The organism is candidate division TA06 bacterium (genome assembly GCA_016235665.1).
Classification (GTDB): Bacteria; Edwardsbacteria; AC1; order AC1; family EtOH8; genus UBA5202.
Genome location: JACRJI010000010.1, coordinates 102,095 through 114,738, shown reverse-complemented (window position 1 = coordinate 114,738; position 12,644 = coordinate 102,095). Strand labels below are relative to the sequence as shown.

Sequence of the window (12,644 nt, the reverse complement as noted above, 5' to 3'; positions counted from 1 at the left end):
ACCATATCCCTACCATGGGGGTCGTACCACTTGCAACAGAAGCCCCGTTCTCACGGGGCTTCCGGTGTTTTTACTTGTGCACTTTTTTGATGAACTCCTCCACCTCGGGCACCCCGCCCTGGTAGATCAAATACCCGTTATAGGGCTCCCGGGGCGTGGTCTCGTCGTTGATGGGCGTCATCATTATCTCCCGGACCTTCTCCATGTCCGAGGTCTGCCCCAGCGCCCAGCCCAGCTTGATGTAGGCCGCCTCGGGCAGCATGTTCTGGGCCGGCACCACCCCCTGGGCCATCAGGTCGCGCCCGGTGTCGTAGACGAACATGTGGACATAGCCCCACAGGGTCTGGACCGTCATGTAAATGGCTACGCCTTTTTTCACCGCCCGCTCGATGGCCGGGTACAGCGGCTTGTTGACGTGCCCCAGCCCGGTGCCGATGATAATGATCCCCTTGTAGCCGTTGTCCACCATGGAATCTATCATGTCCGGCTGCATGTTGGTGTAATAGTAGATCATCCCCACCTTCTCCTCGAAGTAGGGCATGATCTTTACGTTCCGGTCCTTGCGCCGGGGATGGTAATCCTGCTTGATGGGCTTGACCCCCTGGCGGGTGACGGTGGCCAGCGGGGTGTCCCCGATGGTGCGGAAGGTTGAACGGTAGGAGGAATGCATCTTGCGGACCCGGGTGCCCCGGTGCAAAAAGCCGTATTCGTCCGAAGTGGGGCCGAACATGCAGACCATAACCTCGGCGATGTCCCCGTGCCCGGCGGCGGTGGTGGCGTGCATCAGGTTCAGGGCGGCGTCGGAGCTGGGGCGGTCGGAGGAGCGCTGGGAGCCTACCAAAACGATGGGCACCGGCGGGTTCTGAACCATGTAGGTCAGGGCGGCCGCGGTGTAGTGCAGGGTGTCGGTGCCGTGGCCGATCACGATGCCGTCGATCCCGTTCTCTATCTCCTTGCCGATGGCCACCGCCAGCTTCTTGTACTGCTCCGGCCCCATGTTCTCGGAAAAGACCGCGAACAGTTTTTCGGTGCTCAGGTTGCAGATGTCGGCCAGCTCCGGCACCGCGCCGTAGAGCTCGCCCGGGGTAAAGGCCGGGATCACCGCCCCGGTGCGGTAGTCCAGCCGGCTGGCGATGGTGCCCCCGGTCCCCAGCAGTTTGACCCTGGGCAGGCCCTGGGTGACCGGGAATTCCTTCTCCGGGATCTTGTAGTTGGCCTTCTTGTAGCCGGTCTCGGTCATCCCGGTGATGGTCTTGATGTCGATGCCCACGTTGTAGCCGGTGGCGATCTTCAGCACGATGTGCTGGTCGTCGTCCTGGTCGGCCCGGGGCAGCACCGTTCCCTTGAAAGGCCCGCGGCTGGTGAGCACCTCGGCCTGGCCCCACACCCGGACGTTGTATTTCTTGAGGACCTCCAGCCCCCCGCCTTTGTAGCCTTGGAAGATGTCGTCTGTCATATATCTAATTATCCGTTATGCAGTGTTAATTCTTTTATCCATACCATCCCTCGCCTAATGCTTTAGGAGAGGGGTTGGGGTGAGGTCAACTTTTGATCACCGTCCAAAGTTCTGCCAGTTTGATGTTGCCTACTGCCATCTTCCTCAACTGCCCCATGATCCAGTGTTTTTCTGATGCCGGAAGTTTCGAGGTCCTGATGCTCTTGTACTTATCCTTAAGGAATGGTACCTTGGAAACTATCTCTTCCCTGGAGAACCGCTTGAATTCAAGGTTCACCAGCACCGAGTCAAAGTCCATCTTGGGATACTGGTACACCACCGGCAGCATGGTTTTGACTATCTCCCCATCCAGCTTGCCGTCAACCACGTATTTATAGAGATCGTAGATGCGGTCGCAAGTGAAGTCCGGTGATTTTTTGTAATGCCCCTCGATATTCTTCAAAAGATGTCCGAAAACTCCGCCCACGGTCTTGGGATCCTGCCCCAGTTCTTTGATTATCTTCTCGATCACCGGATACAAATTCCGGACGAAAAGGTAAGTGTAGCAATCCTCCGGCACGCCCCAGTCCTTTAGCTGCCGGTAGCGGTCGGACACCTCGCTGGGCACTATCTTCCTGATCTCCTCTATCCGGGAGTCCTCCAGCGGGATCGGCTTGGAATCGGTGTCGGGGTACATCCGGTCGGCCCCGGGCAGCACCCGCTCGAAGATGGTGGTCCCGTCCTCAAATGTTTTTCTGGTCTCGTTGGGCACCCCGGCAAAGGCCAGCCGGCAGCGTTCGTCAATGGTCTCCAGCCCGGTCTTGATGTCCGCCTCCGGGCCCCAGAAGACCAGCTGGGCGTCGCCTTCTGAGGAGCGGAGCAGGGTCCGGACCTGGTCCCAGTCTTTGTCGGTAAGAAGCGGATCCAGGGCTTCGGAGCTGGTCATGTTCGGTCTCTCGATGCAGGCGATCACCTTCAGTCGTTCCGAGAAATCGTCGGCGAAGCATTTGCCGGGCTGGGTAAAATGCGACAGGATGCCTTGGAACCCCGGCAGGTTCACCGCCATCACCTTGTTCCCGTTGCTGAAAAGCTCCCGGACCCGGGGGCTCTCCAGCTTTCCGGACAAGGATTTCAGCGGCTCGGAAACCATCTTCCAATCCTTGGGCTGTTTTACCTTGTTTTTGAGCAGATCCCGGATCTTCAGCAGGGCCCACTGGCGGAAGCATTCGTTGTGGGTCAAAAGCGGTATCCACTTGGTGTGGGAGACCCCCTTCAGCTCCACCCGGGTGCCGCCGGTGCAGGAGACGTTGACATCCTGGCGGGCCGCCCCGATGCCGGTGCGGACCTTGCCGGTGCTGCGGTTCAAAAAGCGGATGTAGTCGCAGGCCTCCTTCACCTCGTCCGGATTCTTCATGTCGGGATAGGTCACGGTCTCTATCAGCGGCATCCCCAGCCGGTCGGTGCGGTAGATCCGGAGGTGGCCGATGTCGGAGACCTCGCGGCAGGAGTCCTCCTCCAGCGAAAGCTGGATCAGGCGGACCTTCTTGTGCTTCAGCGGGATCGAGCCCTCCACCCCGATGATGGCGGTGCGCTGGAACCCGGTGGGGATGCTGCCGTCCAGGTACTGCTTGCGGGCGATGTGAACCTCTCCCACCAGGTTCAGCTTGGAAAGCAGGGCGATCTCGATGGCGATCTCCAGCGCCTGGCGGTTCAGGGGAAAGGGCGGGGTGTCGTCCACCTCGTAGGTACAGGCGGTGGGGCTCTTGATGCGGTAGACGATGTTCTTCCGGGTCCGGAATTCCATCAGGGCGGTGCCGTCGTATTCCCCCAGTTCCGACAGGGTGGGCCGCATGTGGCGGACTATCTCGGCATCGTAGTCGTCTGACTTCTGGAACCGCCCGGCCGGGCAGCGGCAGAACAGCTTCTGATCGGTCAGCAGCTGCTGGTGCACCTCCAGCCCCGACATGAAGCCGATGGCGTCGTAGGTGGCCTGGGTGGCCTCCCTGATCGGAACATAGCCGGTGGAGGCCAGGGTGGCCCGGTAGTTATCCTGCGGATTTAACTTTGAGCTCATGAAAATGTTTATTTAGCTTAATAGTGATTTATAGATGAACCAAATGATTATCCGATTATCTCATGTAATCCGTTGATCACCCGGGACCAACCCTGGTTGTCGCGTTAAAAACTTGTGATGAGTTTATCGAATCACTATCAGTGAGCATCGCAGTTGACGGCGGTTAATAGCTTGTCTGCGCCTGTTTGAGGGCTTGGCAAAAGCCCGAGTTCAGACAAGCCCGCCGTCAGCGAGAAGCGCAACGCCCGGATAGTATTTTGCGACGAGCTTTTTTCTTTTTGGTTCTTTTTCTTAGTTGACGGCACAAAAAAGAAAAAGAACATACCTGAGTGAAATCCATGTTTCCTTGGCACACCATCTTATCATTGTGAACCATAAGGATAATACAAATAAGCCCTCATGTCAACCAGGAAAAATGCCTGGTTCCCTTAAGGGTATAGAAACGGTGCGGACAGGCTTGCCTTTTTTAAGCTGCCCGCACCAAATGATAAATTATTGACGGTGGCTATGTTTCAAGACCGGGAGGCTGTGGCATACCGATGCCTCAGGTCTTTTCTATCTTGACCGCAATGCCCCTCAACTGCGGGGTCTTCAGGTGGTGGTTGGGCTTGGCTGGGGCCAGCAGGTTGCCGCCGAAGTGGACCGGCATGAAGACGGTCTTCTTGACCAGATCGGGGTTGGCTCGGGCCGTGGCCACCAGGCTTCCGGTCGCAGAAGTGACCTTGACCTTCCATCCCGCCCTGACCCCAAGTTCCTTTATGTCATCGGGATGCATTTCCACAAAGCCGCCGGCAAATTCCCGGGTCAGGTGGTAGCTGTTGAAGGTCAGCTGGTCGTCCCCGTAAAGATGGGGATAGGCCGTGCCCAGTTCCAGCACATAGCCCTGGGGGGCCGCCTTGGACAGGTCAAAGGCCGCATCCCACCCGGCCCTGGCCGGCTGGGTGAACTCGTCCCTGGGATCCAGCTTTCCGCCGATCACCGAAGCCATGGTCTTTAATGACTCTTCCAGTGACTTGATATCAAGATCCGGTTTGAGGGCCTGCTCTAATTTCTGCCGTTTTCCGTCCAGGTTGCAGAACGAGCCTTCCTTTTCAAATGACAGGGCCAGCGGGAACACCGCCTCGGCGTACTGATGGCTGTCGGAGACAAAATGATCAAAGGCCACCACCAGTTCGGCCTGGGCCAGGGCCTGGGCCACCCCCTCTTTTCCGCCCAGCGTCTTCAGGGGATCCTCGCCCGCCAGCACCAGGGCTTTTAGTTTCCCGGAGGCCAGCGATTCCATCATCTCCAGATAGCCTTGGCCCTTGTCCGGATGCAGGATCCGGGCGCATCCCCAGTCGTTGGCGGCGGCGGTGGGCTGTAGCACCGAAAGTTTTTCCGGCAGCAGCAGCGACAGGCCGGTCAGAGCCGAGCGGGCCGCCGCCGCATCATGTCCGGTGAACAGGCTGCGCCCGAATATCAAAAGCGGCGCTTTGGCGGAGGTTATCATGGCCCCCAGCTGTTCCAGGTTCGGCAGCACCAGCCCGGTGTTGGACAACAGGTTCTCCCAGGTCATCTTGGCCAAGGCTTCCCTGACCTTGCGGAAAGCCGGATCCTTGGCTTCCAGCTGGTATTTTTCGATCAATACTTTAAGCAGGGCTAAAAGCGCCCCGGCCTCATTGCCGGGAACGGTCTTCAGGAACAATTCCGCCGCATCCGCCAGCGCGCTCTTGCGGCTGTCCATCACCGCCAGCCGGGCGGGCTTGCCTGCAATGATGTGGCTCAGATCGGCCGACTGATAGGGCCGGTCGGCCTCCGGCTTGCAGGCCGAGACCACCCGGGCCCCCAGCATGGGGTTCTCTTCCATCAGGTTTGCACCCAGCACCAGGATCAGGTCGGCCCCGGGAATGTCCGTGGTGGCGGCTGTTTTGGGGAACTCCACCGGCAGGTAGCCCAGCCGGGCGGCGCTGTCGCAATTGGGGGTTTCCAGGATGTCTTTGGCAAACGAGCGCAGGGCCTGGGCCTCCTCCACCGTCAACCGTGAGGAAGCGATGACCCCTATGCTCTGGGGCCCGTGCTTTTCCTTGATGGACTTAAGTTTCTTGGCCGCTGACTCCAGCCCCTTGTCATAGCCGATGGGGGCCAGCCCGCCGTTCTTTTTATAGAGCGGGGTCTTTATCCGCAGCGGCGACCACAAAAGCTGGTATCCGGTCCAGCCCCGGGCGCAAAGCTGCCCGGCCGAAAAATAATGCTCCTGGCTGGCGGTGACCCCGCCGGTCCTGCCGTCCTGCTGCACCAGGTAAAGGCCGCAGCCGCAGCCGCAATGGGGGCAAATGGTAAAGGTCTGTTTCATATCATCTTTATGTTATTGGTCGGAGTATTTGGGTCAGTTTAAAACGGAACGTTCAGGCTCCGGGCCATTTCCGCCAGACCCTGGAAACCGGTACCTTGGGGAATGGCAAAACCGTTATATCCCAGACCTTCCAGCAGTTTTTTATGCTCCGTGTTTTCAAGGCCGAGCCTCAAGAAGGCCTGGGTCAGTTTTTCTTCCACCTCGTAATTGTCGCCCTTCAGGCTCAGGCACAGCCAGCCCGGCACCGGATCGGTGCTGGCCAGCGGGATCAGTTTGCCGGTCATTGCCGGATCCAGGCAGCCCGGTCCCCCGAAGCCGGCCTGGGCCTTGCCTTCGGCAACTATTTTGACCGCCTCGTCCATGGTGCCGCAGACCAGCAGGCGGTAATCCCGCCCGGCCAAAAGCCCCATTGACTTCAGGTAAACGGCCTGGGATATGAAACCCTCGGAAGACTGCAGGGAGGCGCAGGCCACCAGCTTCCCTTTCAGTGACCGGGGATCAGTGATCCGTGAACCTTGCGGAACGAATATCATTCCCGGCGCCCCGGTCTGGCTGTTTGCCCCCACGCTGATCACCAGCAATTTTGCCCGGTGGGTCTTTTGCAGGGTCAGATAGGCCAGCGGATCGCAGATCACGAAGTCCGCCCCCGAGGTCTCGATGGCAGCGCCAAGGCCGGAGTAGCTCTGGCCCCAGATGTACTGGACCTCGTATCCGGTCTCCCGGGAGAGGTAGTTAAGCAGCGGCAGGTACTTCTGGCTGGTCAGGGCGGTGGAATAGGCCGGCAGCACCGCCATCTTGACCGCTTCCTGGCTGAGGCTGCCCCGGGAAATGTTGCCGCAACCTGGGATACTAAAAACTAAATATAAAATATAAAATATAAAATATAAAATACAAAAACCCGCCTTGGTCGGCCCGCCAGGTTTTTGGTTTTTGATTTTTGATTTTGGTCTCATCATTTCCACATTCCCTCCCTTATCGGGCCTTCCACCGATTCCTCGGCCTTGACCTTCTTGGGGGCCAGCCCCAGGGCCACCGCCACCCCGTAGAGGATGGCCTCGGGCCGGGGCGGACAGCCCGGGATGTAGTAGTTGACCGGGATCACCTTGTCCACCCCGCCGGTGACGTTGTAGGTATCGAACCACAGGTTGCCGCCGGCCCCGCAGGAGCCCACCACGATCACGATCTTGGGGTCGGGGATGGCCTCGTAGGCCCGCTTTAATGACGGCAGGGCCTGCCGGGTCACCGGCCCGGACACCAGCATGATGTCGGCGTGGCGTGGGCTTCCGGCCAGCTTGATGCCAAAGCGCTCGGCGTCGTAGTAGGGGGTGATCACGTCCACGATCTCGATGTCGCATCCGTTGCAGGACCCGGTATTGACGTGGTAGATCCACAGCGACTTGGGAAAGGCCTTGGCGCAAAGTTTCTTTAGAAACATATTATTACTCTATGAATTACATTTACCACCAAGACACTAAGGCACCAAATAGAATATTCATCCTTTGTGTCTTTGTGACTTTGTGGTTATTGTTCGTTGGAAGCCTCCGCCTTGACCGGCCCGAACTCCCCGCCCTTCACCGTCCACAGCACATAGGGCGCGGCCTTGATGTCGCCGTTCCCGTCGAACTCCAGCTCGCCCATGGCTCCGGCGAATTTGGCGGAATGGATAACCTTGACCAGGGAATCCCCGCTGGTGGTCCCTGCCAGCTCTATGCTCTTCAGCAGCACGTTGGCAGCGTCGTAGGCATAGACCGAGTACGGCCCAAGCTCGCCGTAGCGGGCCTTGAAGGAATCGTAGAACCTGCCGGCCTGGGGCATGTCCTCTACCGCCGGGCCGAAGGTGAAGTATATTCCCTCGGTGGCCACCCCGCCCCGCTTGATCAGCTCCGAATTGGCGATGGCGTCGCCGGACATGAAGGCCGCCGCCAGCCGGCGTTCCTTGATCTGCCGGATCAGCATGGCCCCCTCGGGGTAACTGCCGCCGAAATAGATCAGGTCGGGTTGGTAGCTGATCAGGGGATCCAGCAGCGGGCCGTAGTCCGGGGACTTGCCCTCTGTGATCATCTGGATCTGGGCGTCGGCGACAATGGTCACTTCGATTTTTCTGGGTTGATTGTACGACAGGATCGATTTTTTGAACTCTTCGGCCAGGCCCAGCCCGTAGGTGGTGCCGTCGGAGAAGATGGCCACTTTTTTGACTTTCATGACATTGAAGGCGTAATCGGCGGCTATCCTGCCCTGCTGGTCGTCGCGGCCGCAGGTGCGGAAGACGTTGGCAAAGCCCTGTTCGGTGAACTTGGGATTGGTGGAGGAAGGGGTGATCTGGGGGATCATCCTCTGGTTGTAAATCCGGCTGCCGGCTATGGAGCAGTGGCTGTTGTAGTGCCCCACCACCCCGGCCACTCCCTGGTCGCACAGGCGCTGGGCGATGGCATTGGCCTCACGGTCATCGGCCCGGTCGTCCCCGGCGATGATCACCACCCGCTTGCCCAGCACCCCGCCCCTGGCGTTGCACTCCGAGACCGCCAGCTGCACCCCGTGCAGCAGGTCCTGCCCGGCCTTGCCCTGCTCGCCGGTCAAGGGGCCGGCCACCCCGATCTTGATCTGCTGTCCGCCCGGCCCGCATCCCGAGAACACCAGCGAGGCCAGGACGCCTGCCGTTAATAGAATTGCCGTTGTCTTCTTCATATCATCTGTCCATTGTATATTGGTTGTATTTGGATTTATTTCGTGCTACGAATACTAAAATCGTGCTACTATGTTTGTTCCAACCATCTTAAACTTTTCAAACATTTCAAACTTTTTCAACTTTGCCGGACAACCAGTATTAGCCTCCAATGAGGATCCTCAGAATGCACTTGGTGGCACTATCTATCAGCGGATGAACTACCTGGGGGAACACGCCCAGCACAATGGCCGCTGCGGCCAGGATCACCATGCCCACCCACATCCCAGCCGGGACCTCGGTGGCGGTGGTGGCTTCCGCGCCCACCGCGTGCACCTCCTTGGGCGACCAGAATATCTTGTAACCGGCCCTGAAGAAGCAGACCAAAGTGAACAGCGAGGTGATGATGCCGATGATGGCCGCCCATAGCAGATTGGCCTGGCCCACCGCCAAAAACAGGGTGAATTTTGAGACGAAGCCGTTGAAGGGCGGCATCCCGGACAGGGCGAAGATGCCCACGAAAAAGGCGAAGGCCGTGATCGGCATCTTTAAATTGGTCCTGGACAGCTCGGACACCTTGCGCTTGCCGGTGGCGTAGATCAGCGCCCCCACCGCCAGGAACAGCAGGCCCTTGACGATGGAGTGGTTCAGCAGGTGCATCAGGCCTCCGTAGATCCCCAGGTAGGTGCCCATTCCCAGGCCCTCGATCACATAGGCGATCTGGGCGACTGACGAGTAGGCCAGCATCCGTTTCAGGTCGTCCTGGATCATGGCCATCATCATCCCCACGATCATGGAGATGGAGCAGAGTATGGCGATGAACAGCGGGATGGTCCCGTAGTGCGGGGCGAAGACCGAGATGGTCCGGGCCAAAGCGTAGGCCCCCACTTTGATGACGATGCCGGAAAGCAGGGCGCTTACCGGGGCCGGGGCCTCGGCATGGGCGTCCGGCAGCCAGGCGTGGAAGGGCACCAGCCCGGCCTTGGTGCCGAAGCCGACCACCAGGAAGGCTGAGGCCAAAAGCACGATGTTGGTGGGTATCTTGGTGGCAATTGTCCCCAGCTCGGTCAAAAGCAGGACCCTTGACACCGGCAGGTAGGGAATAGCCGCCGCGTAGAGTAACACCGAGCCCAGCAGGGCGAAGATCACCCCCACAGTGACCAGGAGGAGGTACTTGTAACCGGCTTCCAAGGCCTGTTTGTTCCAGTGGAAGGTCACCAAAAAGACCGTGGCCAGGGTGGTGAACTCCAGCGAGACGTACATCATGATGATATTGTTGGTGGCGCAGGTCCAGTTCATCAGCCCCAAAAAGACCATGATCTGCCCGTAGTAGCTGGTCATGCTGGTGTAGGGGTGGGCCTCGGCGGCCTCGGTCTTCTCCGAAAAATAGTAGATGGAGTAGACCACCACGATGGCCCCCAGCCCGCTGGCCGCCAGTTCCATCAGGGTGGCCAGGCCGTCGATGTAGAAATTGTTGTTCCACCAGGTCAGCACCTCGCCGCCCAGCACCCGGCCGGTCATCATCACCGAGATGGCCAAGGTGGCGAAGATCCCGATCAGGGCCAGCCCCTGCCGGAAGAATTTGCCGTAGCGCCCCAGGGCGAAGATCAGGCCCCCGAAGAATAGGGGAACCATGAACACCAGGAACGGCAGGATTGAGACCGCGGTGGGATTGATAGTAACGACCATATGATATCTCTATTTTATTGCTTTTGTACTGTTTTCAAAACTATTGCCATTGCCCCATGTAATTGCGAGTATGATAACTTGCCTTGCAGACGCCTGCACTGAGAATTGCCTCGTGCTTTGCGGTTGAAGTGAAGCAATCTGACTTGTTTACAGTTGGATCGCTTCGTTCGTCTTTATGCCTGTCCTTCTCGCGATGATATTTTCAGTTACCGGCACTGCGCCGCCATGCTGATCAACTGCAACCTGGTGTCCTTCAACCGGGAGGCGATCACCAGCAGGATCTTGTGCATCATTTTGTAACCCAGTTCCTTCTCGGACTTAAAAAGGCTGACCAAAGCCTGCCCGTCGGCCACCAGCACTTTGGTGGGCTTTAAGGCCCGGGCCGAGGCGGTGCCGCCGCTTTTGGTGGTGTCGATGGCCGAGGACCATTCGATGATCCGGCCCGGGGAGTCCTCGGAGGTCAACATCAGTTTTTCGGCGCTGGCCGAAAGGCTCAACCCCACCTCCACCGCCACGCTGCCTTCCAAAAGAATCATCAGTTCCCGGTTCTCGGACTGTTCCGGTATAAGCACCTCGTTTTCCTTGAAGGACCTATCGGAGAACAGGACCGCCATCTTCTCGATCTCCTTGTCCGAAAAATCGGAAAACAGCGAGATGCTTTTAAGGATATTTTTGTCTGTCATTTGCCGGGCTCCTTTCAAACGTTAAACGTTCTTTATTGACCCAGGCCGGACCATCCAGCGGTAACCGGATCAGCCCTTCAGGCTGGAAAGCTTCATGGTGTCCGAAGACCCAAAGGTTTTGTAAATGTTATCCGTCAGGAACAGCAGCATCACCGCGGCCACCACCACGTTGGAAACGATGCCCAGGACCGTGGTCACCGGCAGCTGGGGAACCAAAGTGACCAGGGCCAGGTGCACTCCGTTCTCTATCAGGTGCAGGCCGATGATTATCTTGACCGCGTCCCGGTGGATCACCAGCACGTAAAGCCCCAGCACGAAGATGGTGAAGGAAAGGGCCAGGGCCGAGCGGGCCGGTTCCACCGCCGCCGCCGCGGTGGGGGCCACGAAGCCGGCGTAGGTGTGGATCATCTGGTAGAAGGCCACCAGGAAGATGGCCAGCACGATGAACGAGACCACGAAGCTGACCAGGGGTTTTATCTCCATCACCTGGGTCTTCTTGATGTGGACCCACAGCAGCCAGGGGATGATGATGACCTTGGTTATCACGGTCAGGGCCACCCACCAGTAAAGCGAGTAGTTCTGGCTGCGCCCGGCAAAGGCCGCGATGATCAGGGCCAGCAGCAGGGACTGCAGCATCAGAAAGATGGTGGAGGTTTTCAGGTTTCTGATCTCGGCCGCGCCCACCGAGGCTATGAAGTGGCAGACCATTAAAGTTGTGATTAAGTCGCCCATACTTTGACCTATAAGCTAATAAATTGGGTTTGATGGATCGGATATTACTTTAAGCCTACATTAATCTTCTGCGTCTCTGTGTCTCTGTGGCAGTTACTCGGCTTGATTGTTCCTGAACCCCACTGTCATCATCTTGTCCAGGATGGTCTGGGTCTCGAAGCATCTTCCGCAGCGCTGGCAGGTGCCCATGTAGACCTCGGCGCTGATGTGCATGTCGTTGTGGACGTCGTTGGTGGCGGTCTCGAACTCCTGGGTCATGGTGATGGCCTTCTCCGGGCAGACGTCGGCGCAGCGCCCGCAGTAGGTGCAGCGCTCCAGGTAAAAGTCCAGCCGGCGCACCGCCTTCTTGTCGGTGACGATGATCAGCCGCGAGGGGCAGACATTGGCGCAGCCAGCGCAGCCGATGCACTTGGACACGTCTATGGTCAGCTTGCCCCTAAAACCTTCCACCGGCAGGGCCTCAATGTTCCTCTTCAGGGGATAGGGGAAGGTGACCCTCAGGTTCTTGAAGCAGATGATGGCTTCTTTTATCTTTGATAGTATCATATCAGTTTACAGTTGTATTGTTTACAATTTACAGTTTTTGTAATCAGTTAACTTTATATTTTATTCCCTTAATTTCAGTATTGCTCAGGTACTTTATCAGGCTAAAAATCAAACGATTAACTTCCTCTGCCAAGGAAAATGTTTTATCAAATAAATCTTTGGTAATGTAATTTTGGTCCACTGCGATATACAATTGGCTTTTGACCTCGCCAGTGGAGCCTTTGGCTATTGATAAAAACTGAATAAATTCTTTTCTGCCGCCCCTGTCAAACCCTTCTGCAATGTTGGACATCATAGAAATAGCGGCTCTTCTTATTTGATCTCGCAGGCCAAAATCCTTTGAAAAACTTCCGTCCTTAGTGATCTCGTAAACCAACTTTGTCAACTCGCGCGCTTTTTGCCAAGCGGTAATGTCTTCAAACTTTCTGAACGTACCCATACAAACCTCCTTGCGTTATTCAAACAAACTTTTAAACTGTAAATTGTAAACT

At 57.5% G+C, this 12,644-nt stretch carries 12 protein-coding genes; all 12 read right to left on the bottom strand.

Features of this window, described 5'->3' with window-relative positions:
• Nucleotides 1-70: 70 nt before the first annotated feature.
• Entirely contained in the window at nucleotides 71-1,456 is a 1,386-nt protein-coding gene (gatD, locus tag HZA73_05575; protein ID MBI5805496.1) for a Glu-tRNA(Gln) amidotransferase subunit GatD, read from the bottom strand.
• 85 nt (nucleotides 1,457-1,541) lie between these two features.
• On the bottom strand, nucleotides 1,542-3,509 hold the full coding sequence (gene gatE / locus HZA73_05570; GenBank protein MBI5805495.1) for a Glu-tRNA(Gln) amidotransferase subunit GatE: 1,968 nt from the start codon (nucleotides 3,507-3,509) through the stop codon (nucleotides 1,542-1,544).
• 137 nt (nucleotides 3,510-3,646) lie between these two features.
• Entirely contained in the window at nucleotides 3,647-3,832 is a 186-nt protein-coding gene (locus tag HZA73_05565) for a hypothetical protein (protein ID MBI5805494.1), read from the bottom strand.
• A gap of 221 nt (nucleotides 3,833-4,053) precedes the next feature.
• Entirely contained in the window at nucleotides 4,054-5,841 is a 1,788-nt protein-coding gene (locus HZA73_05560; protein MBI5805493.1) for a molybdopterin-dependent oxidoreductase, read from the bottom strand.
• A 38-nt stretch (nucleotides 5,842-5,879) separates the two neighbouring features.
• Nucleotides 5,880-6,635 (bottom strand): phosphate/phosphite/phosphonate ABC transporter substrate-binding protein, encoded by a 756-nt coding sequence (locus HZA73_05555; GenBank protein ID MBI5805492.1) that lies wholly within the window; start codon nucleotides 6,633-6,635, stop codon nucleotides 5,880-5,882.
• Between the two features lie 158 nt (nucleotides 6,636-6,793).
• Nucleotides 6,794-7,276: an NADH-quinone oxidoreductase subunit B family protein gene (locus tag HZA73_05550; GenBank protein ID MBI5805491.1), complete on the bottom strand. Its 483-nt coding sequence runs from the start codon at nucleotides 7,274-7,276 to the stop codon at nucleotides 6,794-6,796.
• An 86-nt stretch (nucleotides 7,277-7,362) separates the two neighbouring features.
• On the bottom strand, nucleotides 7,363-8,526 hold the full coding sequence (locus HZA73_05545; protein MBI5805490.1) for a branched-chain amino acid ABC transporter substrate-binding protein: 1,164 nt from the start codon (nucleotides 8,524-8,526) through the stop codon (nucleotides 7,363-7,365).
• A 139-nt stretch (nucleotides 8,527-8,665) separates the two neighbouring features.
• Nucleotides 8,666-10,192: an oxidoreductase gene (locus HZA73_05540; GenBank protein ID MBI5805489.1), complete on the bottom strand. Its 1,527-nt coding sequence runs from the start codon at nucleotides 10,190-10,192 to the stop codon at nucleotides 8,666-8,668.
• Between the two features lie 206 nt (nucleotides 10,193-10,398).
• Nucleotides 10,399-10,875: a cyclic nucleotide-binding domain-containing protein gene (locus HZA73_05535; protein ID MBI5805488.1), complete on the bottom strand. Its 477-nt coding sequence runs from the start codon at nucleotides 10,873-10,875 to the stop codon at nucleotides 10,399-10,401.
• A 69-nt stretch (nucleotides 10,876-10,944) separates the two neighbouring features.
• Complete coding sequence (locus HZA73_05530; protein MBI5805487.1) at nucleotides 10,945-11,607, bottom strand: NADH-quinone oxidoreductase subunit K; 663 nt, start codon at nucleotides 11,605-11,607, stop codon at nucleotides 10,945-10,947.
• A 93-nt stretch (nucleotides 11,608-11,700) separates the two neighbouring features.
• Nucleotides 11,701-12,153, bottom strand: coding sequence for a 4Fe-4S dicluster domain-containing protein (locus HZA73_05525; protein ID MBI5805486.1), 453 nt, complete (start codon nucleotides 12,151-12,153; stop codon nucleotides 11,701-11,703).
• Between the two features lie 43 nt (nucleotides 12,154-12,196).
• Nucleotides 12,197-12,592, bottom strand: coding sequence for a four helix bundle protein (locus tag HZA73_05520; GenBank protein MBI5805485.1), 396 nt, complete (start codon nucleotides 12,590-12,592; stop codon nucleotides 12,197-12,199).
• Nucleotides 12,593-12,644 lie beyond the last annotated feature (52 nt).